Source organism: Pseudofrankia sp. EUN1h, assembly GCF_001854645.1.
Taxonomy (GTDB): domain Bacteria; phylum Actinomycetota; class Actinomycetes; order Frankiales; family Frankiaceae; genus Pseudofrankia; species Pseudofrankia saprophytica.
On the sequence record NZ_MBLN01000065.1, the window covers coordinates 91,851 to 113,149 of the forward strand.

Annotated in this window: 17 protein-coding genes and 1 pseudogene; 8 read left to right on the top strand and 10 right to left on the bottom strand. The window is 71.9% G+C overall.

Features of this window, described 5'->3' with window-relative positions; all coding sequences use genetic code 11:
* Nucleotides 1-6: 6 nt before the first annotated feature.
* Genes BCD49_RS24940 through BCD49_RS24950 form a run of 3 tightly spaced genes read right to left on the bottom strand, consistent with a single transcriptional unit; the run spans nucleotide 7 to nucleotide 3,095 of the window.
* Nucleotides 7-1,332 (bottom strand): O-acetylhomoserine aminocarboxypropyltransferase/cysteine synthase family protein, encoded by a 1,326-nt coding sequence (locus tag BCD49_RS24940; protein WP_007509045.1) that lies wholly within the window; start codon nucleotides 1,330-1,332, stop codon nucleotides 7-9.
* Complete coding sequence (gene metX, locus BCD49_RS24945; protein ID WP_007509043.1) at nucleotides 1,329-2,531, bottom strand: homoserine O-acetyltransferase MetX; 1,203 nt, start codon at nucleotides 2,529-2,531, stop codon at nucleotides 1,329-1,331. Before metX ends, BCD49_RS24940 begins: the two co-directional genes overlap by 4 nt.
* A 15-nt stretch (nucleotides 2,532-2,546) precedes the next feature.
* The gene (locus BCD49_RS24950; protein ID WP_007509040.1) at nucleotides 2,547-3,095 is read right to left on the bottom strand and encodes an OsmC family protein; all 549 of its coding nucleotides are present in this window, start codon (nucleotides 3,093-3,095) and stop codon (nucleotides 2,547-2,549) included.
* 72 nt (nucleotides 3,096-3,167) lie between these two features.
* Between BCD49_RS24950 and BCD49_RS24955 the strand changes: the two genes are divergently transcribed.
* Entirely contained in the window at nucleotides 3,168-4,454 is a 1,287-nt protein-coding gene (locus BCD49_RS24955; RefSeq protein WP_241832392.1) for an NAD(P)-binding domain-containing protein, read from the top strand.
* Nucleotides 4,455-4,524: 70 nt separating this feature from the next.
* Here the strand turns inward: BCD49_RS24955 and BCD49_RS24960 are convergent, their stop codons facing one another.
* Genes BCD49_RS24960 through BCD49_RS24970 form a run of 3 tightly spaced genes read right to left on the bottom strand, consistent with a single transcriptional unit; the run spans nucleotide 4,525 to nucleotide 8,005 of the window.
* Complete coding sequence (locus tag BCD49_RS24960; RefSeq protein WP_007509036.1) at nucleotides 4,525-5,748, bottom strand: SfnB family sulfur acquisition oxidoreductase; 1,224 nt, start codon at nucleotides 5,746-5,748, stop codon at nucleotides 4,525-4,527.
* Nucleotides 5,745-6,854 carry an LLM class flavin-dependent oxidoreductase gene (locus BCD49_RS24965; protein WP_007509034.1) on the bottom strand — a complete coding sequence of 370 codons (1,110 nt, stop codon included), beginning with the start codon at nucleotides 6,852-6,854 and terminating at the stop codon, nucleotides 5,745-5,747. The genes BCD49_RS24960 and BCD49_RS24965 overlap by 4 nt, the downstream gene beginning before the upstream one ends.
* Nucleotides 6,851-8,005 carry an LLM class flavin-dependent oxidoreductase gene (locus tag BCD49_RS24970; RefSeq protein WP_007509032.1) on the bottom strand — a complete coding sequence of 385 codons (1,155 nt, stop codon included), beginning with the start codon at nucleotides 8,003-8,005 and terminating at the stop codon, nucleotides 6,851-6,853. Before BCD49_RS24970 ends, BCD49_RS24965 begins: the two co-directional genes overlap by 4 nt.
* A gap of 106 nt (nucleotides 8,006-8,111) precedes the next feature.
* Between BCD49_RS24970 and BCD49_RS24975 the strand changes: the two genes are divergently transcribed.
* Together BCD49_RS24975 and BCD49_RS46485 are read left to right on the top strand one after the other, a co-directional pair.
* Complete coding sequence (locus tag BCD49_RS24975) at nucleotides 8,112-9,368, top strand: acyl-CoA dehydrogenase family protein (protein ID WP_007509029.1); 1,257 nt, start codon at nucleotides 8,112-8,114, stop codon at nucleotides 9,366-9,368.
* A 129-nt stretch (nucleotides 9,369-9,497) separates the two neighbouring features.
* A pseudogene (locus BCD49_RS46485) lies at nucleotides 9,498-10,039 on the top strand (MOSC domain-containing protein).
* A gap of 235 nt (nucleotides 10,040-10,274) precedes the next feature.
* On the opposite strand, the gene BCD49_RS24985 reads toward BCD49_RS46485, so the two are convergent.
* Complete coding sequence (locus BCD49_RS24985; RefSeq protein ID WP_007509023.1) at nucleotides 10,275-11,192, bottom strand: TIGR03564 family F420-dependent LLM class oxidoreductase; 918 nt, start codon at nucleotides 11,190-11,192, stop codon at nucleotides 10,275-10,277.
* A gap of 106 nt (nucleotides 11,193-11,298) precedes the next feature.
* On the opposite strand from BCD49_RS24985, the gene BCD49_RS24990 reads away from it, so the two are divergent.
* Entirely contained in the window at nucleotides 11,299-11,853 is a 555-nt protein-coding gene (locus BCD49_RS24990) for a TetR/AcrR family transcriptional regulator (protein ID WP_007509022.1), read from the top strand.
* Between the two features lie 160 nt (nucleotides 11,854-12,013).
* On the opposite strand, the gene BCD49_RS24995 is transcribed toward BCD49_RS24990, so the two are convergent.
* Nucleotides 12,014-15,937: an NB-ARC domain-containing protein gene (locus BCD49_RS24995; protein ID WP_007509020.1), complete on the bottom strand. Its 3,924-nt coding sequence runs from the start codon at nucleotides 15,935-15,937 to the stop codon at nucleotides 12,014-12,016.
* Between the two features lie 162 nt (nucleotides 15,938-16,099).
* Nucleotides 16,100-17,035, bottom strand: a complete 936-nt coding sequence (locus BCD49_RS25000) for a zinc-binding dehydrogenase (RefSeq protein WP_007509018.1) — start codon at nucleotides 17,033-17,035, stop codon at nucleotides 16,100-16,102.
* Between the two features lie 121 nt (nucleotides 17,036-17,156).
* Here BCD49_RS25000 and BCD49_RS25005 point away from each other — a divergent pair, with 121 nt between their 5' ends.
* Complete coding sequence (locus tag BCD49_RS25005; protein WP_007509016.1) at nucleotides 17,157-17,810, top strand: TetR/AcrR family transcriptional regulator; 654 nt, start codon at nucleotides 17,157-17,159, stop codon at nucleotides 17,808-17,810.
* Between the two features lie 166 nt (nucleotides 17,811-17,976).
* On the opposite strand, the gene BCD49_RS25010 is transcribed toward BCD49_RS25005, so the two are convergent.
* Nucleotides 17,977-18,708, bottom strand: coding sequence for an SDR family oxidoreductase (locus BCD49_RS25010; RefSeq protein WP_007509014.1), 732 nt, complete (start codon nucleotides 18,706-18,708; stop codon nucleotides 17,977-17,979).
* An 88-nt stretch (nucleotides 18,709-18,796) separates the two neighbouring features.
* On the opposite strand from BCD49_RS25010, the gene BCD49_RS25015 reads away from it, so the two are divergent.
* From BCD49_RS25015 to BCD49_RS25025, 3 genes are all read left to right on the top strand, one after another.
* Nucleotides 18,797-19,288 carry a MarR family winged helix-turn-helix transcriptional regulator gene (locus BCD49_RS25015; RefSeq protein ID WP_007509011.1) on the top strand — a complete coding sequence of 164 codons (492 nt, stop codon included), beginning with the start codon at nucleotides 18,797-18,799 and terminating at the stop codon, nucleotides 19,286-19,288.
* Between the two features lie 57 nt (nucleotides 19,289-19,345).
* A complete protein-coding gene (locus BCD49_RS25020) occupies nucleotides 19,346-19,924 on the top strand; it encodes a cupin domain-containing protein (RefSeq protein ID WP_007509009.1) in 579 nt (192 codons plus the stop codon).
* A 142-nt stretch (nucleotides 19,925-20,066) separates the two neighbouring features.
* A complete protein-coding gene (locus tag BCD49_RS25025; RefSeq protein ID WP_007509007.1) occupies nucleotides 20,067-21,296 on the top strand; it encodes an LLM class flavin-dependent oxidoreductase in 1,230 nt (409 codons plus the stop codon).
* Nucleotides 21,297-21,299 lie beyond the last annotated feature (3 nt).

Genomic DNA, 21,299 nt, shown 5'->3' on the forward strand with positions numbered 1-21,299 from the left:
TTGTCGCTACCTCTTTCCCGCTGCCGCGGCGACGTGCGCGAAACCCTGTTCCAGGTCCCAGATCAGGTCCTCGACGGACTCGAGGCCGACCGACAGCCGCACCGTCCCCGGCCCGACGCCGGATGCCCGGAGCTCGTCGTCGCTCAGCTGGCGGTGCGTGGTGCTGGCCGGGTGGATGATCAGGCTTTTCGCGTCGCCGACGTTCGCGAGGTGGGACCAGAGCGTCACGCCGCGGATGAGGTCCTGGCCGCCGTCGCGGCCGCCGGCGCAGTCGAACGAGAACACCGCGCCCGCGCCGCGCGGCAGGTACCTGTCCACCAGCGGGCGGTATTTGCTCGTCGGCAGGCCGGAATAGGTCACGTTGGACGCCAGCTCGTGGGACTCGAGGAACGCCGCGACCGCCCGGGCGTTCTCGACGTGGCGTTCCATCCGCAGCGACAGCGTCTCGAGCCCCTGCAGGAACAGGAACGCGTTCAGCGGCGCGAGCGTCGCGCCGAGGTCGCGCAGGGTCTCGGCCCGCAGCTTCATCAGGTAGCCGTAGGTCCCGAACGTCTCGTGGAACCGCAGGCCGTGGTAGGCCGGCGACGGGTCCGCGATGACGGGAAACCGCCCGTTGGACCAGTCGAAGGTGCCGGCCTCGACGACGACGCCGCCGATGCTCGTGCCGTGGCCGCCGATGAACTTGGTCGCCGAGTGGATCACGATGTCGGCGCCCCAGTCGATCGGCCGGCACAGGTATGGCGTGGCGAACGTGTTGTCGACGAGGAGCGGCAGCTCGTGCTCGTGCGCGATGTCCGCCACGGTCCGGATGTCCAGCACGTTCCCGGCGGGGTTGCCGATCGTCTCGCCGAAGAAGGCCTTCGTGTTCGCGCGCACCGCGCCCCGCCACGCCGCCGGATCGTCCGGATCGACCCACGTCAGCTCGGCGCTCATCTTGCGCAGCAGGTGCTTGAGCTGGTTCACCGTCCCGCCGTAGAGCGCCGAGGACGAGACGACGTGGTCACCCGGCGCCAGCAGCGTGAACAGCGCGGCCGCCTGCGCGGCGATGCCGCTGGCGAACGCCACCCCGCCGACGCCGCCCTCGAGGTTCGCCACCCGTTCCTCGAACACCGCGACGGTCGGGTTCATGATGCGCGAGTACGTGTTGCCGTACTCCTGCAGGTTGAAGTACGCGGCCGCGGACTCCGGGTCCTCGAACACGTAGCTGGTCGTCTGGAAGATCGGCACCGCGCGCGCGCCGGTGTTCGGGTCGGGTCGTTGCCCGGCGTGCAGCTGCCGTGTCTCGAACCCGAACGCACGAGCTTCCTCGACGCGGGCGGACTGGTCGGTCACGAAGGCCTCTCCAGGAAACGGCGAATGATCGGTGTCTGCCTAGCTTCCTCCAGCAGGAAGCAGTCGTGGCCGTACGGCGCGTCGATCACGTGGAACTCGACCGGTTTGCCGAGGGCCCGCAGCGCGTCCGCGATCTGCGCCGACGCGGCCGGTGGGTACAGCCAGTCGGAGCTGAACGCGATCAGCAGCGCCCGTACCGAGACGTTCGCGAGCGCGCGCGTGAGCGACCCGCCGCCGTGCTGCCGGCCGAGATCGAAGTACGTCAGCGCGCGCGACGTGTAGAGGTAGGTGTTCGCGTCGAAGCGCCGGACGAACGAGTCGGCCTGGTGGCGCAGGTAGCTCTCGACCTCGAACTCCGGCTCGGTGATCGTGTAGCGGATGTCGTCGGAGAACTGCAGGCGCCGGCCGAACTTGTCGTCCAGCGCCGGTGCCGACAGGTACGTGACGTGGCCGACCATCCGCGCCAGGCCCATGCCCGCGCTGGGCGCACGGCCCGTGCCGTAGTAGTGGCCGCCCTGCCAGTCCGGGTCCCGCATGATCGCGTCACGGGCTATCGCGTTCCAGGCCAGGCCCTGCGGGTACAGGGCGTGCGTGCTGGCGATGACCACGACGGCGTCGACCTGGTCGGGGAACAGGATCGCCCACTCGAGCGCCTGCATGCCACCGAGCGAGCCACCGGCCACCGCCGCGAGCCGCTCGATACCGAGCTCGTCCAGGAAGGCGCGCTCGGTGCGCACCATGTCGGCGACGGTGATGACCGGGAAGTCCGACCCGTACGGCCGGCCGGTGGCCGGGTCGACGGACGACGGCCCCGTCGTGCCGCGGCACCCGCCGAGCAGGTTGGTGGCGACGACGAAGAACCGGTCGGTGTCGAACGCCTTGCCGGGGCCGATCATCCCGTCCCACCAGCCGAGTCCCGGGCCGGCGGTGCCGTCGCGGTCCCGCGCCCCGAACCCGTCGCGGGTGCTCTGCTCGGGCGGTGTGCGCGAGACGCCGGCCGCGTGGGCGTCACCGCTCAGCGCGTGACACACCAGGATGACGTTGTCGCGCCCGGGCGCGAGCGCGCCGTAGGTCTCGTACGCCACCCGGACCGGGTGCAGCTCCCGTCCGCAGTCGAGACGCACCGGCCTCGGCAGGTCGAGGTAGCGCGTCTCGACACTGCCGACCGAGCCGGGTGCCCTCGCCGAGGCTGACGCCACGGACGCATTCAACGCTCAGGCGACCTCGACCGTCACGTTGGTGGGGTTGGTGAGCGCGTCGAACACGGCGGAGCGCTTCTGGGACTGGGCCACCAGGGCGGCGATGTCCTTCTCCGAGGCGTCCGCGTCGATGGTGAAGGTCACCTTGATGTCGTTGAAGCCGTTGCGAACGTCGCTGTCGACACCGAGGATCCCGCGGATGTCGTGCTTGCCCTCGAGCTGCGCCTCGACCGAGCGCAGCTGGATGCCGCGGTTCTGCGCGACGGACGCCACGCCCGCTGTCAGGCAGCTCGCCAGGCCGACGAGGAGGTATTCGATCGGCGTGATGCCGTTGTCCTCGGCGGCGAAGACCTCGGGGTGGTCGGCGTCGAACACCGTCTCGGCCTTGTGGCTCTGCTCCGCCCCGAGACCGTGGAAGCCCTGGATCGAGGTCGTGCTGTGGACGCCCTGCTTCCACGTGGAGGATGCCCGCCAGGTGAACTGCGCGGCCTCGGGCGCGCCCTTCAGCACCTCGCGCGCGTCGAGCAGCGCCTGGACGTTGACTCCGTTGTCAGCCGTGGTCATGTTGCGTGGCCCCCTCTAGTCCTATTCCCCAGATTCCCCGTGGGGATTCTCGACAATACACTGGTCAGACGGGTGGAACTAGCTGCGAGGAGGCCGGCCATCGAGCGCACCAGCACCGTCGTCATCGGCGCGGGGCACGCGGGCCTCGCCGCGAGCCACTTCCTGAGCGACCGGTCGGTCGACCACGTCGTGCTCGAACGCGGCGAGGTGGCGAACTCCTGGCGACGCGAACGCTGGGACTCCCTGCGGCTGCTCACTCCCAACTGGCAGACCCACCTGCCGAACCAGCGCTACGAAGGCCCCGATCCCGACGGCTACATGACGATGGGCGAGGTGATCGGGTTCATCGAGCGCTTCGCCGAAGTCTCGCGCGCTCCCGTCCGCACCGGCACGAACGTGTCGTCGGTGCGACACGCAGATGACGGATACGACGTCATAACGAGCCACGGCGAGATTCGCTGCCAGACCGTGGTCATCGCGAGCGGCGCCTGCAACCGACCGACGGTGCCGCCGTTCGCCGAKGCGGTGCCGTCGGCCGTCGAGCAGCTGACGCCGTTCGACTACCGCGGCCCCGACGAGCTGCCCGACGGYGGCGTCCTCGTCGTCGGAGCGTCGGCGACCGGCGTGCAGCTCGCGGCCGAGCTGGCGCGGTCGGGCCGGCCGGTGACCCTGTCGGTGGGCGAGCACGTGCGGCTGCCGCGCCTGTACCGCGGGCGCGACGTGCTGTGGTGGATGGACGCGTCGGGCGTGTGGGACCAGCGGCACGATCAGGTCGACGACCTCACCCGGGCGCGGCGGCTGCCCTCGCCGCAGCTCGTCGGGACGCCCGAGCGCCGGACGCTCGATCTCAACGCGCTCGCCGCGATGGGCGTCGAGCTGGTGGGCCGCTGGGCGGCGGTGCGCGACGGCGAAGCGCTGTTCTCCGGCGGCCTGCGCAACCTGTTCTCGCTCGCGGACCTCAAGCTGGAACGCCTGCTGGACACGTTCGACGAATGGGCCCGGATGGACGGCGCCCGAGTGGACGGGGCCCGGGCGCGCGGCGAGCTCGGCGGTCCCGAGCGGTTCGCGCCGACGAAGGTGCCCGAGACGACGCGGCTGCGACTCGACCTGGGCAGCGGGGAGATCCGGGCGATCGTGTGGGCGACGGGCTTCCGACCCGACTACCAGTGGCTCGACCTGCCGGCCCTGGACGCGAAGGGCCGCCTGCGCCACGAGGGCGGCGTGCTCGGCGTCCCGGGCCTGTACGCGCTGGGCCTGCCGCTGCTGCGGCGGCGGAAGTCCACCTTCATCCACGGCATCGAGGACGACGCGCGCGAGGTGATCGACCACCTCGCCGGGTACCTGGCCGAGCGCCGCTGACCGCACGTCGTCGACGGCCGAGGCTCGCGCGTGGCCGCGCACCCGCCCGGATCCCTGCCACGACGCGCGCCTAGACCAGGCCGTGGTTCGGTGGCAGCACGCCGTTGATGATGTGGTTGCCGTTGTGCACGTACTTCCAGCGCGCCGGGTCATGCAGGGTGTGCGTACGGGCATTGCGCCAGTGACGGTCCAGGTCGTGCGCCGCGTCGGACGCCGAGGCGCCCATCAGCCCGAAGATCTCGCTGGCGACCTCGACGGCGACGTCGCCGCCGAACGCCTTCGCCTCGGCCACCGCCAGTGACGCCGCGCCCGCGGCCTCGGCACTGGGCCGGGGCCCCTGTGCGGCCGCCGCGTCGAGCGTCTCGGCCGCCCGCCGCAGCAGCGCCTCCGCGGCGTGGACCTTGGCGCCGAGCTGGCCGAAGCGCAGGAGCACGTGCGGCTCGTCGGCGGCGCGTTCCTCGGCGGCCTCGAACCACGGCCGGGCCTGCTCGCGCACGAACCGCGCGCCGTCGGCGAGCGCGGCGCCCGCGATGCCGACGTCGATGGCCGCGTGCAGGATCTGGCCGAACGCGCCGGCCACCTGCGGCCGCTCGTACGTGTGCCAGTGCGCCACGACGTTCTCCGGGGCGACGGCCACGTCCGTCAGCCGCGTCGTGCCGCTCATCGTCGCCCGCTGCCCGAAGGCGCTCCAGTCCTGCAGCACCTCCACGCCGTCCGCGTCACGCGGGACGTACGCGACCACCAGCCGGTCCGCCTCGTCGAGCGCGAACACCGGGATCCACGTCGCCGTCAACGCGCCCGTGCAGTAGTACTTGGTGCCGTTCAGGCGCAGCGTCCCGTCGGCCGCCGGCAGCAGCCGGGTCCGCATGTCCATGACGTGCTTCGTGCCGCGCTCCGACAGGGCGTTGCCGAACCGCGCGCCCGTCAGCACGTCGCCCAGCAGCCGCCGCTGCTGCTCCTCGGTGCCGTCGTGGCGCAGGACCGAGACGAACACGTAGTGGTTCTGCGGCACCTGCGCCACCGACGGGTCCGCGACCGCGAGCCGCCGGAACACCTCGGCGAGGGTCACGGCCGACACGTCGGCGCCGCCGAGGCGCGCCGGCACCGTCAGTCCGAGCAGCCCACTGCGGCCCAGCGCCGCGAGCTCCTCCACCGGCACCCGCGCCTGCCGGTCGCGCTCGGCCGCGCCGTCGCGCAGCGTCGCGGCGAACGCGTCGGCGATCTGGAGCGCCTCGGCGTCGGAGCCAACGACGTGCGCACCGACGGCTTCGCCGCCGACGGCCCCGTGGCTCACGGCGCCACCGCCCATCCCCCACCGGCGGATGGCACCAGGCGGCGGACCCGGGGGATGACCTCCTCGGCGAACCGCCGCATCTCCGGTTCGAACGGCTGGAACTGCAGCATGAAGGTCTCGATCCCCTCGGCGTGGAAGTCGCGGATCCGCTCGGCGACCTGGTCGTAGGTGCCGACGAGGCCGGCCGCGGTCCCGCCGTTGGTGCCGATCGCGGGGAACTGGGCGTGGGTCTGGAACATCACCGCCTTGGTGTCGATGTGCTTCAACATCTCCGCCACCTTCGGCTCGTCCCTGGCCGCGATCTCCCAGGCGAACGCGAGTGCCTCGCGCGCCTGCGCCTCGGTCTCGCGCGCGATCACGAACGCCGACAGCCCGAAGCGCAGCGGCGGCTGGCCGGCGCGCCCACGGCTCGCGACGTCGGCGACGATGGCGCGCACCCGCTCGATCGGCTGGCCGTTGATGAAGTACAGGTCCGCGAGGTCGGCGCCCAGCGCGCGCGCCGGCTCGGACTCGCCGCCGAGATAGATACGCGGGCGGTCCCGGAAGCGGTCCTCGGGGCGCAGCAGGTAGCCGTCGACGTCGAAGTGCCGGCCGTGGAACGTCGTGCGCCGGCCTTCGAGGAGCGAGCGCGCGACCGTCAGCCATTCGCGGCCGTAGGCGTAGCGCTCGTCGTGTTCGAGGAACGGCAGCCCGGCCTTCTCGATCTCGGGCTTGTACCAGGCGTTGACCAGGTTGATGGCGAACCGGCCCTGGCTGATCTCCTCGATCTGCAGGGCCTGCTTGGCCAGCACGACCGGGTGGTACAGGAACGGCTTGATCGCCGTGATGATCTCGATGCGCTCCGTCGCCTCGGCCAGCGCGGCCGACGCGGTCCATGCCTCCAGGCCGTCGAGCTCGTCGCTCCAAGGGTTGATCGTGTGCTGGGCGACCAGCGTCGTGTCGTAGCCGAGCGCCTCGGCCTCGACGATCTGCCGCCGGTTGCGCAGGTAGCTGGCGTCGGGCGGGTCGTCGGGGTGGTGCAGCGACGCCCAGGTCCCGTTGATCAGCGCCCAGACGCCGAAGCGCAGCGGGTGCGTCGCACCGCCCGCCGGCGGGTGCCCGCTCATCGCCGCCCCTCCCCCACGAGCGTGCCGTAGCCAAGCGCGGCGTCGCCGCCAGGCAGGCCCTCGGTCTCCTGGAGGGCGGGCAGCACCAGCTCGGCGAACCGGTACGCCTCCTCAAGCAGCGGGACGCCGGAGAGGATGAAGGTGGAGATGCCGACGGCCTGGAAGTCGCGCAGCCGGCGCAGGACGGTCGCGGGCGAGCCGACGATCGCCGTCGCCGCGCCGGGGCGCACCAGGCCGAAGCCCGACCACAGCGCGTCGTCGAACTCGAGCGCTCGCGGGTCGTCCGGGATCTGGCCGCCGTGCAGCGCCAGCTGGTGCTGCTGGACCTGCGAATCGGTGCCCGCGAACGCCCGCTGGATCGAGGCGACGACGGCCGGGTCCATGGTGCGCAGGATGCGGGCGGCCTCGGCCCAGGCCTCCTCGTCGGTGTCGCGGACGACGACGTACAGCCGGATCCCGTAGCGCAGGGTCCGCCCGAGCTCGGCGGCACGCGCCGCGACCCGGCCGATCCGCTCGGCGGTGTTGGCCGGGGTGTCGCCGTAGACGAGGTAGGTGTCGATGTGGCGCGCGGCGACCTCGACCGCGGCAGGCGACGCTCCGCCGAACCACAGCGGTGGCGTGGGCTTCTGCACCGACGGCAGCGCCAGCTTGCCGCCCCGCACCGTGACGAAGTCGCCTTCGACGTCGACGACCTCGCCGGCGACGGCGGCCCGCCACGCCGGGATCCACTCGTCGGTGTAGCGGTAGCGGTCGTCGTGGGCGAGCGTCGAGCCCATCGAGGCGAGCGTGGCGGCGTCACCGTTGACGATGTTCAGCAGGACGCGCCCGCGGGTGAACTGGTCGAGCGTGACGGTCATCTTGGCGGCCAGCATCGGTGACAACAGCGGCGGGTGGACGGCCAGCAGGAAGCGCATCCGCTCGGTGTGCGAGGCGAGGGCGGCGGCCAGGATGTGGACGTCGTGCGGGCCGGTGGCCAGCAGCGCGCCATCGAAACCCAGACCGTCGATGGCACCCGCGAGCTGCTTGAGGTAGGCGAAGTCCACGTCGCGCACGCCACTGGGTGACCATGGCGCGCGGCCGTCCGGGGCGGTGAGGTACCAGAGGACCTCGGGGTCGGGCGAGGATGACGAGCGGGTCCCGGGCGAAGCCACGGGAGAATTCTACAAAACCGCTGGTTAAGGTACCTTTTCGACAGTTTTCACCCCACGTGTCGCCGCACTCGGCCGCAGCGCCGAACCCACCACCGGGAGTCGACGCATGACCACCTCCGTGCAATCCGCTCTCGCCGCGCGCGGGCTGCTGGACCGGGCGTTCCCACCACCGCGTCTGAACGACGAGGAGCGCGGCGTTCTCGGCCGCCTTCAGGCCGTGCTCGACGAGCAGGTCGAGCCGGCCGCCGCCGAGCACGACGCGCGGGGGCGCTACCCGGCCTCGTCGATCACCGCGCTCAAGCCGACGGGCATCACCTTCGCCTCCCTGCCCCGCGAGCTCGGCGGCATCGCCGCGTCACACCGGCTGACGCTGGAGGCGCAGGTGCGCATGGCCGTCGCGGACAGCTCCGTCGCGCAGATCTTCCGCGTCCATGAGGATTGCGTCCGCGAGCTGCACATCACCGCGGGCCCGGAGCTGCGGACCCGGCTGGGCGAGCTGCTCGTCACCCAGCGCCAGGTCATCGGCCTGGCCGCGGCGGAGAACGGCCGGCGCGTCGACAGCCCGATGACGACGCTCGCGCACCGCCGCGACGACGGCTCCTACCTGCTCGACGGCACCAAGATCTACACCACCGGCGCCGCAGGCTCGGACCTGATCGCCGTGGCCGCCTTCGACCCGGTCGCCGGGGCAGCCAACCCGCTGGACGGCGTCAGGACGTTCCTCGTGCCGCCGGACGCGCCGGGCGTACGCATCGCCTACGACTGGGACGCGCTCGGCCAGCGGGCCACCGAGTCGGGAACCATCACCTTCACCGAGGTCGAGGTCTCCCCGCTGCTCGGCGGCCTGCTGGCCACCGGGCTCATGCCGCACTCCGGGCCGCGTTTCCAGGCGGGCTTCGCCGCCGAGCTGGTCGGCCTCGGCATCGCCGCGCTGCGCGCCGCCGCGCCGTTCGTCCGCGACCGCAGCCGACCATGGCCGTCGGCCGACGTCGAGCAGGCCTCCGAGGACCCCACCGTCCGGGCCCTGGCCGGCGAGCTGACCGCCGATCTCGTCGCCGCCTACACCGCCGTCATCGCCACCGGCGACCTGCTCGACGCCTTCGAGGCGGGCCAGGTCGACCGCACGCAGCTGGCCGTGCCCATCTACGCCGCCAAGGCCACGGCCAGCCGCGCCGCCGTCCGCGCGACCTCGGAGATCTTCGCACTGATGGGCACCCGGTCCGCGAGGCGCGAGCTCGGCTTCGACCGCTTCTGGCGCAACGCGCGCACGCTCTCGCTGCACGACCCGGTCGCCTGGAAGCACATCGAGATCGGCCGCCACGTACTCGAAGGCTGGGAGCCCGAGCCGGGCCTGTACCAGTGACGCAGGCGCCCGCTCCCCCGCTCCCTGAAGATCGCCGTGACCGTGTCGCCGTCGTCGCGAATGCGGCAGAATCACGACGCCGGCAACACGCCGGCGGCGATCAGGGCTTCGCTTGTGAGGGTGAAGAACATGGGCGCGACGGTGACCGCGGTCAGCAGCAAAGGCCAGTACTCGTTCACCAAGCCGAACCGGGACAGCATCACGTTGCTGGCCGGGCTCGGGGTAGAAGGGGACGTGCACGCGGGTGTGACGGTCAGGCATCGCTCACGCGTCGCGCGGGATCCCACCCAGCCCAATCTGCGGCAGGTCCACCTCATCCACGAGGAACTCTTCGCCGAGGTAGGTGGCAAGGATTCACGGTAGCGCCCGGTGAACTCGGCGAGAACATCACGACACGTGGCATCGCTCTGCTCGACCTGCCCGTCGGCACATTGCTGCACATCGGCGCCGAGGCGGTCGTGGAGGTCACTGGTCTGCGCAATCCCTGCCGCCAGATCGACAACTTCCAGGAGGGGCTGCTGAAGCAGGTCGTGGGCCGCGATGAGGCGGGGAATATCGTGCGCAAGGCCGGAATCATGAGCATCGTGAGACAGGGCGGTACGGTGCGTCCCAGCGACACCATCATCGTGGAGCTTCCCGGCAAGCCGTACCGGCCACTGGAGCCGGTTTAGCGTTGCCTTAGGCAAGGCTCTGTCTGCCCGCTCGACGAGTCAGACCCAGCAGCGGCCTGGCTGCTCCCCTCGCGCGTCGTGGAGGCACCTGGGGATCCTGCACGTCCTGTCAGACGTCGGGGCCACGAAACGGTACTGGTCGTGGCCCCGACGTCTGACAGGATTCCCCGCAACGTCGGACACGATGAGGGGGCGGCCGCGCGCAGGGTGAACGTGCCGGGCGCGGCGCATCAGGTCACACCGCGGCGAGCTCCCCACGCAGCGCGGCGAGCAGTTCCAGCGTCCTGGTCCACTCCCGCTCGTCGCCGACCGGGCCGACGACCAGCTCGGTGACGCCGGCCGCCGCGAACTCACCGAGGGCCCGCGCCACCGCGTCCTCGTCACCGGCGATGACCGTCTCCTCGACACCCGAGCGTCCCTGGCGCTCCAGCACGGCCCGGTAGCCCGGGAACTGGGAGGCGAACCCGACCTGCTCGGCGACCCACCGCCGGGTGGCGTCGGGATCCGCGGTCACGCTCGCCACCACCGTCGCCACGATCCGGGGAGCCGGCCTCCCGGCACTCGTGGCCGCTTCGGTGAGGGTCGGGGCGATGTAGTCCCCGATCAGCTCGGAACCGGTCCACACGGTCACGGTGCCGTCGGCGAGCTCGCCTGCGATCCGCAGCATCACCGGCCCGAGCGCGGACAGCAGCACCGACGGCGGTGGCGTGTTCGGCGCGTCGACCGCGCCGGTCGCGGTGAGTGTCTCCCCGTGGTAATCAACCTGCTCGCCGCGCAGCAGCGGCAGCAGCGCCGACAGGTACTCGCGGACATGCCGAGCCGGTTTGTCGTACGAGTAGCCGAACATGCCCTCGATGATCGGTGGATGGCTCGGGCCGACCCCGAGCGTGAACGGCTGCCCGCTGACCGCCTGCACGGTCAGCGCCTGTCCCGCAAGCGCGATCGGGTGCCGGGGGTAGGTCTGCACGATGGCCGTGCCCAGCGCGAGGCCCGGTGCCGCCTGAGCGCTGAGGGCGGCGACCGTGAGCGCGTCCCAGGAGAAGATCTGGCTGAAGTAGGCGCTGTCGAGGCCGGCGGCCGCGGCGGCCCGGACCTGGTCGATGAGCGCCTGTGGGCTCGGGCCGACCCCGTTGACGTACAGACCGATCTTCACGATCCCTCCAAGGTGAATCGGACGTTCCGGTTCCGCTACCAGGCGGACCGTAACATGAACCTCCAGTTCCGTTTCGTTGAGGGGTTCGATCGAAGGGGTCGCCGTCGTGCGCACCGACGCCCGCCGTAACCGCGAGCTCATCGTCACCACCGCGAGCAGGCTGCTCACCCAGCACGGGGCGGCGGTGTCGATGGAGGAGATCGCGCGCACGGCCGGCCTCGGCGTCGGAACGCTCTATCGGCACTTCCCGGACCGGCGGACCCTCCTGGAGGACATCGCCGCGGACGCCGTCGGGCAGCTGCTCGCGGCGGGCCACGCCGAACAGGCCCGGAGCCTGACCGGGTGGGAGGTCCTGCTCCAACTGGTGCGGCGCTGCACGGACCTGCCGCTGGCCCTGATCAAGGAGCTGGCCGGCGGCCAGCCACCGCGTTCCCAGGTCCAGGACCTGGTCACGGAGCTCAACGCCCTGCTGGCGCAGATCGCCGCGCGGGCGCAGCGCGAAGGGTCGCTGCGCGCCGACATCCCGCCCGCCGAGGTCGTCGGCCTGCTCAACGTCATGCTCTGCCGCCCGGGCGCCCGCGCCGACGACCACCTCACGACCGTGATGCTCGACGGCCTGCGGGCCGATGGCGGCCCACGCGCCGACAGACCGGCCGACTAACCAGGTAACGGAGACGCATCAGAAGGCCGCTCTCGCTCGGCGACCTCGCGACCTTGATCCAAGTTTGACGGGGCCACCGTGTCGCGAGGAACAGAGACGCCAGGCACCGGGCACCGGTCCATAGAGCCGTGCTTTGCCGGACAGGCTGGACCAGGGCTGGCTAGCGATGGCAGCGAAGCAGCACGGCGCCGAGAGTCGTGGTGCAGCAGAGACAGTCGTCGCGCCATCGAATCCCGGAGACATTCATGCCGACCCTCAAGGCGGTCACCTCGGTGCCGGTGGCCACGTCCCGCAGCCGCACGGTGCCGTCCTCAGGGCCAGTAGAAGCCAGCAGCCCGCCGTCCGGCGAGAACGTCATTGCGGCATATCGGCCAGCGGCCCATGCGGCATGTTCGACCCCGCTGGCGGTATCCCACAGCTGAATTATTCCCTCATCGCTGACGGTCGCCAGCAGTCGGCTGTCCGGTGAGAACACCACATTTTCCACGCCTCCGAGGCGGCAGGTAAGCATGGCGATCTCGACCCCGGTGGCGGTCTCCGACAATCGCGCCGTCCCGTCGTCGTCGCCAAACGTAGCCACCAGCAGGCTGTCCGGCGAGAAGGCCACCTCCTGCACCCAGCCGGCGTGGCCGACCAGCACGGCAAGCTCGGTGCAGCTGGCTGTTTCCCACATGCGCACCGTCCCGTCCTCGTCCCCGGACGCGGCCACCAGCCGACCGTCCGGTGAGAACACCACGGCCTGCCCCGTGTTGTCGGGGCTGCCCAGAACGGCCCGCTCGGCGCCGCTGGTCGTGTCCCACAGCCTCGCCGGCCCCCCGTATTGGCGAGTAGCCAGCAGCGTGCCGTCCGGTGAGAGTGCCAATACCTGCACCGGGCCGCTGGCAAAAGCCAGCACCACGCGTTCCGCGCCGTCGGCGGTTTCCCAGATCCGCACCGTGTTGTCGTCGGCAGCGGTGACCAGCAACGCGCCGTCGGATGAGAACACCGTCGAGATCACCAGTGCGGTGTGGCCGTTCAGAGCGGCGCGTTCGGTGCCGTCGGCGGTTTCCCGGAGGGTCACCGTCCCGTCCTCCGCGCCGATCGCCAGCAGATCACCGCTCGGCGACGACGCCATCACGGCCGCCCAGCCGCCACTGTGGCTGGCGAAGGCGGCGCGCTCGATGCCGCTACGTGCCTCCCAGAGCCGTACCGTCGCGTCGGGGCTGACGATGACCAGCAGCTCGCCATCCGGGCGGAAGACGACATCCCGTACCTCTCCAAGGCCGGCCGGTACTGTGGCGCGTCCGATGTCGCCGGAGACGTCCCACAGGCGTGCCGTCCGGTCGTCGCTGACGGTGGCGAGCAGCTGGCCGTCTGGCGAGAACGCCACATCCGCCACGGCCCCGAGGTGACCGGTCAGCACCGCGAGCTCGGCACCGCGGTCCGTCTCCCACAACCGCGCCGTCCCGTCGTCCCCACCGGTGGCCAGCAGCCGGCCATCCCGCGAGAACACCACTGCCCGCACCGACCGACTGTGACCGGCGAGTCCGGCGAGCTCGGCGTCGCCGGCGGTGTCCCACAACCGGACTGACCCTTCCAACAGGCCACCGGCGGTGGCCAGCACCCTGCCGTCCGGGGAGAACTCCGCCGCCTGAACTCGGGAGTCGTCAGGGACGGCGCGCACGGCGCCGCTGGTGATATCCCACAGCCACACGGTCCCGTGGCTGTCAGCGGCGGCCAGCAGACGGCCATCCTCCGGCGAGAACATCACCCCCCGCGCCTGGCCGCCACGAAAGGTCAGCGCGGCGCGCTCGACGCCGCTGTCCGTCTCCCACACCCGCACCGAGCCGTCCTCGCCCCCGGCGACGAGCAGGCGGCCGTCCGGCGAGAACTCCACCGAGACCACCCAGCCGACGTGGCCGACCAGTACGGCGCGCTCGACGCCGCTGGCCGCCTCCCACACCCGCACGCGGCCGTCCTCGGCGGTGGCGAACAGACCGCCGTCCGGCGAGAACGCGACCGCGGCGACCGAGCTCAGGTGACGGACCAGAACGGCGGATTCGAAAGGGCGGTCGATCTTCCACAGTCGCAGCGTCGCGTCATCGCCGAGGGTGGCTAGCAGCCGGCCGTCTGGTGAGAACCGCACGTCGCGCACCCAGACGGGGTGGCCAGTGAGAACCGCGGACTCGGTGCCGCTGTCCGTGTTCCACAACCGTGCCGTCCCGTCTCGGCTGCCAGTGGCCAGCAGACGACCGTCTGACGCGAAGGCCACGGCGGTCACCGCGTCGGTGTGGCCGGCCAGGACGCGCCGCTGAGCCTGGCTGGTGGCCTCGGTCGACCAGACGACGCCCAGATATGGATGAGCGAAGGACTCGGCGTAGGACTCGGCGATGGCTGCGAGAGCGGGGATCGTGGCGAGTCGAGCCGCCAAGGTCGGGCCGAGGCCACCCGGCAGGGGCGCGCCGGTCAGCAGGTGGGCGCTGCCCGCCAGCACTCGCCCGAACAGAGGCGCCCGTTCACCGCCCGTGCTCGCCAGGTCGGCCTCGACCGCCAGACTGGACCCGGTGCGCTGGATCGAGGCTTCGATCCAGCGCGGGTCGCAGGCGAGCGCGCCGGCCTCGTCGACCAGGCCTGCGGCGCGCAGATGGTGCATGAGTCGGCGTGTCAGGTAGTCGCCGACCGGGCCGTCGGGCAGCAGCCACCACCGGCCCCGCCCGTCCGCGCCGGTCACGAGGACGCGGAAGGCGGCGACCAGCGCGGCGTGCGCCGCTTTCTGCCCGGCCGTGCCGAGCTCGCTGCGCAGGTGAGCCCGCAGCACGTCGTGCAGGCCGAACCTCGGGCCGTCGTCGCTCCACCGGCGGCGCAGCAGGCTCAGGTCGACCAGCCGGTCGCACAGCCTGCGGGCCTCGCGGCCATCAGGATCACCGGCACGGCCCCACAGCAACGCGACGACCTCGATCGGCACGTAGGTGTCCTCGGGGAAGATGCCGAGATCCAGGTAGTGACGTTGGCTGGCTTCGGGTAACTGGGACAGGCTCGCGTTGATGGTGGCTCGCACGCTGAACTGGCGGTCACGCTCATCCGCCACGTCCAAGGTTGCCGGCCCGTCGTTGACCAACTGCCGAAGAAGCCAGGCAGCGGCCTGCTCGAGGCCGGCGCGCTCCCGCACGGCGAGGGCGAGCTGGCTACCGGCCAGGCCGAGCAGCAGCGGCCAGCCTCCTGTCCAGGCGAGCAGGTCCGCCACCAGCGGCTCGGGGAGCCCGTCCACCGGGCCGCACAGCAGTTCCCGAGCCTCGTCGTCGGCCATCTGATCGACCAGCAGCGACCGGGCACCGACCGGCAGAACGCGACGGATGCGGGTGATGACGAGCAGTCCGCAGGCCCGGCCGACGGCCAGGAAGGGGGCGAGCTGGGAGGCCCGCCAGACGTCGTCGACCACAAGCAGCACCGGAGGCCGGGCCTCGAGCAGGGCGGCGACCCGGGCCGCGGCCCTGGCTGGGTCGGAGGACCCAGCCGGGGCACCCACCAGGCTGATGGCCAGGTCATCGAGCAGGGCGGCCAGCGCGGCACCGTGGCGTTCCTCCCCGACCTCGACCCACAGCAGGCCGCCAGGAAACGCCTGACGTACCTCATCGCGGGCACAGACCGCGGCGGCGAGCGTGGTCTTGCCGAAGCCGCCCTCGCCCTCGATGCCGGTCGTCCTCCCAGCCACCGGGCCGGCCGGGCCCAGCAGCGCCGCGAGCAGCTCGACCTCCAGCTCCGGGCGAGCGACGACCAGAGCCGGCGGTGGGGGCAGCTGCCAGGGCGGGTCGGGAGCAGGCCCGACGCCCGGCGGCCCGGGCGCGACGTCGGAGGCCGTCCCGTTCCCGGTGAACGCGGGATTGTGTGGATAGAGCGCACGAGCCGCGGCGAACAGCCGCGCCTGCCCCTCCTTCATGACACCGGCGCGCAGCGCCTGGCACACCGCGTCCCAGAACTGCAACGGCGTCGCGGCGTCGAACGGGATGTGGACGTCAGGAAAGCCCGCGAGCCGCAACACGGGCAGAGCCGCCGCCCGGTCCGGGAATGCGGTGGCAAGCTCGACGGCTGTCAGGCCGTCGTTCACCTGGCACCCCCCGCGTCCGAAACCACCTAGACGGCATCGACCAAGACGGCGGCACGACCCCGTCCCGGTGATGCACATCGTCCCACCAGACCGCCGATTCTGGCTCGCATTCGGTGCTCACCAAACTCCAGCAGGTCAAGGCCAGTAGGTGGTCATCTTGTGTCAGTCGACCGCGAGGACGGTTCGGCGGCGGCGGACGCTCCCGTCGAGATAGCCGGCGGCCAGGTCGTCGACCGCCCGCCAGCTGACGCGCGAGTGCTCGGCCGGGCGCAACCGGCCGGCGGCGACCAGTCCGGTCAGCTCGCGTAGCTCGCCGCCGACCGGCCAGTGGCCCCAGTAGCCCTGCAGCCGCCGGCGCGCCGGGCTCGCCAGGGCGTCCGGCGCGAGGACCGTCGGCTCGCCGGAGATCGCGCCGACCGCGACCGCCACCCCGCCCTCGCCCAGCAGCAACACCGCGGACGCGAGCACGGCGCCGCCGACGATGTCGATCACGATGTCAACCGAGCCAGCGACGTCCGCCAGGTCGGTGACGACGGCTGACGCGCCGACCTCGCGCAGCGCTGCGGCGTCTGCCGGGTCGCGCACGAGGGCGGTGACCCGCGCGCCCGCGAGCGCGGCGAGCTGGACGGCGTACCAGCCGACCCCGCCGGATGCCCCCGTGACCAGTACGTGCTGGTCCGGTCGTGGGGTGACCTCGCGCAGCGACTGCTGAGCCGAGATGCCGGGCAGGGCCAGCGCCGTGGCGGTCGCCGCGTCGACGGAGCCAGGCAGCGACGCGACGTCGGCCGCCTCGCTGACGACCAGCTCGGACCAGGCTCCCGGCGCGGGAAGCAGGGTGACGACGCGGGTCCCGGGGGCCAGCGCGGACACGGAGCCCGGGGCGTCCGGGTCGGGCGCCGCCTCGACCACGGTTCCAGCCGCGTCGAAGCCCCACACCCCGCCGGCGCCGAGCATCCGCGGCGCGTAGACGAGGTCACGGTCGACGAGCGAGACCGCCTCGACCTGAATCAGCACCTGACCGGGGCCGGGGGCCGGCTCCGGTCGCTGCTCGATGCGCAGCCCGGACGACGCGGCCGGGTCGACGACGAGCGATCTCATCGCTTCTCCTCCAGTACACACCGGACCCTTCCGGGCCGGACACAGTTCGCCACCGCTCAAATGTCCCAACCAGTTCGGTGTATTGAACTGACTAGTTCACTTGTGTGGTCCGCACCGTAGCATGGGCGGCGTGGGCAGTGGCGAAGGCGGCGGCGGGGACCCCTACTCGCGCGGGCGCATCGACAAGCGCCAGGCGATCGTGCGAGCCGCTTTCGACGTCTTCGCGCGCGACGGCTACGCGCAGGCGAGCGTCGACGCCATCGCCGCCGCGGCCGGCGTGGCGAAGCCGACCATCTACAACCACTTCGGCGCGAAGGAGAACCTGTTCCGCGTAGTGATGGCGGAGGTCGGCCGCCAGGCGATCGCGGCGACGCTGGGCGCCCTCGAGGCCTTCCCGGCCGAGCCGGAGGACCTGCGCGTCGAGCTGACGCTGCTCGGCCGCAGGCTCACCACCTGCTTCGCCGACCCCGTGTCAACCAGCCTGCGGCGGCTCCTGCACGCCGAGATCGTGCGCTTCCCGGACCTGCTCGACGACGTTCGCGCCGGTGCCGCGACGCCTGTCATCGACGCGCTCGCGGGCCGGCTGGCCCGCCTGGCGACCGCCGGCCACCTGCGGCTGACCGACCCGGTCCGGGCGGCCAACCAGTTCATCGCGCTGATCGGCGACGAGCTGCCAGCGCTGACCGCGCTGGGCACCCGGCCTGCCCCACCGGAACAGCTCGACGCGGTCGTCACCGCCGGCGTCGACACCTTCCTACGCGCCTTCAGCGCCTAGTCCGCCGCGTCAGTCGTGGTAGGCACCTGGGAGATCCGGACGTCCTGTCAGACGTCAGGGCCACGAAACGGCGCTGGTGGTGCCCCTGACGTCTGCCAGGATTCCCCGTGGCGCCGCACAGGATGAGTGCCCGACCGCGCGCGGGCACCTGCTCCCCGGTGCCCGATCAGAAGAGGCCGCCGCCGGCGTGCACGGTCTGGCCCGTCAGCCAGCGGGCGGCGTCCGAGGCGAGGAAGGCGACGATCTCGGCGATGTCGTCCGGCTCACCCAGGCGCCGCAACGGGTTCTGCGCGGCGATCTGTTCGAGCACGGCTGGCGGTTGGGTCGAGGTGAGCGCTTCGGTCCGGGTCGCACCAGGCAGCACGCTGTTCACGGTGATCCCGCGTGGTCCAAGCTCCCGGGCGAGTACGCGGACGAGCTCGTCGCCCGCCGCCTTGCTCGCGGCATAGACGCCAGCGCCGGGGCGATGGGTCACGGCCGCTCCGCTGGACACGACGACGATCCGGCCGCCGTCGCGTACCCGGTTGGCCGCCTCGCGCAGGACCATGAACGTCGCTCGGGTGTTCGTGGCGAACATCTGGTCGTAGTCGGTGTCAGACGTGTCCGCGATCGGCGCGAACCGGGCGAGCCCGACGTTGCTGACCACGATGTCGATGCCGCCGTAGTGCCGCTGCGCCGCGTCGAACAGCCCGCGCAGCTGGTCGGGGACGGCGACGTCGGCCGCCAGGGCGACGGCGCGCCGACCGGCGGCCTCCACCGCGGCGACGACCTCCAGGGCCGCCGGGCGGTCCGACCGGTAGTTGACGACGATGTCCGCGCCGCCGGCGCCGAGCCGCCGCGCGATCGCGCGGCCGATGCCGCGCGAGCCTCCCGTCACGATCGCGACCCTGTCGGACACGCGGCCTCCATAGTCCAGTACACCGATAGTCGATATCATCGACAAATATGGTCGAGGATGTCAACTGTCGACCAGGTAGACTTCGTGGGTGCAACCCAGCAAGGCCGATCGCGACCTGGCCGCCGCGCTGTCCGCGCTGCATCGCCAGGTGGACGTCCTGTACGGGGTGATCGCCCGCCGGTTCGGGCTCACCACCCAGCAGATCGAGCTGCTCTGCCACCTGGACAACCGCGCGCACCTGGACAGCCGCGCCCCGTCGTTCGGCGAGCTCGCGGGCATGCTCGGCTGCGACAAGACCAACGTGACGGGAATGGTCGACCGGCTCGAGCGGCGTGGGCTTGTCCGCAGGACCCCCGACCCGGCCGACCGCCGGGTCAGCCGGGTGACGCTCTCCGAACAGGGCGCGGCTCTGGCGCCCCAGATCCGCACCGCGGTGGCCGAAGCGATCACCGACAGCTGCGGCTCGCTGGACGCGGCGGACCGCGGCCGTCTCACCGACCTCGCGCGGACGGCCGCGCACGCCCTCCGCACCGGACACCCGACACCGGCGACGACATCCGCCCCGGCTCCGCCCGCCTGATCACTGGATCCGTCCCGTCGGACCTGGAAACCGAACCACCGCCTCAGGAGGGGCACCATGCCTGACCGAACAGCGGCCTCAGCCGACGAGCCCAGCGCGACCGACGAGGCCGGCAAGGCCGGCAAGGCGCTGCCCGAGCCGGAGGATGCGACCGGGCCGGAGGAGCCGGCCGGGCCTGAGTTCGACGCCTTCCACCGTCGGCTGTACCAGATCCGCCCGACCGGCCTGTCCGCCCACACCGCCCAGACAGCGGGGATGCGCCGGGTCGAGGCGCTGTCCGGCACGACGGTCGGCACGGAGCGACTGTGGATGGGCCAGACCCACGTCGCTCCCGCCACCCGGTCTGCGAACCATCACCACGGCCTGTCCGAGACCGGGATCTACGTCGTCACCGGCCACCCGGCGTTCGTCTTCCTGCGCGACGACGAGGAGATCCGGCTGGAGACCTCCCCCGGCGACTACATCTACGTACCGCCGTGGGTGCCCCACCGGGAGGAGAACCCCGACCCGGAGGCCGAGGCGGTCGTCGTCATCGCCCGCACCACCCAGGAAGCGATCGTCGTCAACCTCCCCGACCTGCGCTGGCGAGGCCCGGCCAAGACCTCCGACCAAGGCCGCTCCTGGCACACCTACTAGACAAAGGTCTTCCCCTGGGATGTGTTCTGGCGGCAACACGGCTGTAGCGGAGGCATTCGGGGCGAGGGTTGACGGTTGGACGGGGTGACCAGCAGTCCGGCCAGCGTGGCCGGCCTGGCCGCGCATCCCGTTCGGAGACCTCGTGACCATCCCCGCCTTCGACAGCCAGATCCCCGCGACCGCGGCCCGTAAGGTCGAGTTCGTCAGCGCGACCAGCTACAGCGGCGGCTCCGAGCTCCACCCACCGGGGTCCGGCGTCGATCTGGCCGCCTACCGCCAGTACGTCCGGGCGCTCGACGAGGCCGGCTTCGACTACACGCTGAACGGCTACAGCGCGAACTCCGCCGACTCGTTCGTCGTCGCCTCCGCCACCGGTCTGCTGACCGAGCGGATCAAGCCGATCGTCGCCCTGCGGCCCAACACCACCTTCCCGCTCGTCGCCGCGCAGAAGCTCGCCACTCTGGACCAGCTCACCGAAGGCCGCGCCGTCGTCCACCTCATCTCTGGTGGCAGCGACGCCGAGCAGGCGCGGCAGGGCGACTACGTCCCGAAGGACCGTCGTTACGCGCGCACGTCGGAATACATCGATGTGCTGCGTCGTGCCTGGACCGCGAAGGAGCCCTTCAGCCACGAAGGTGAGTTCTACAAGTTCGACGACTTCGGCCCCGGCTTCGCCACCTACTCCGGCGAGCCGATCCCGATCTCGATCGGCGGCCAGTCGAACGAGGCCTTCGAGGTCGGTGGCGTGAAGGCCGACTGGTTCACCTTCTGGGGCGAGCCACTGGCGGAGGTCCGCAAGGAGATCGACCGCGTGCACGCGATCGCCGACCGGGCCGGCCGCCCCCGCCAGCGGATCTGGGTCACCTTCCGCCCGATCATCGAGGCGACCGACGAGCTGGCCTGGGAGAGGGCCTACCAGATCCTCGGCGTGCTCGCGGAGCGCGCGCGGGCGGGCCAGGACCTGGCCCGCCGCTGGATCGGCGGCAACGGCGCACCGCAGAACAAGGGCTCGCAGCGGGCGCTGGGCTTCGCGGGCGCCGCCGAGCGCTACGACCGCGCGCTCTGGACCCCGACGGCGAGCGCCACCGGCGGGGCCGGGGCGTCGACCGCGCTGGTCGGAAGCTACGAGACGGTGGCGGCCGCGATCCTCGACTACGTCGACGCTGGCGCCGACATCGTCTCCATCCGTGGCTACGACGGCATCGTCGACGTCGAGAAGTACGGCACGTACATCCTCCCGCTCGTGCGGCAGGAGCTAGCCCACCGCGAGGCCACCGGCCAGCGCGGCACCCTCCAGGCCGAGCACCTCGGCTACTACGGCAATGACTTCACCAGCGTCGCCGACACCGCGGCGGCCAGGGCCAGGGGATGAATC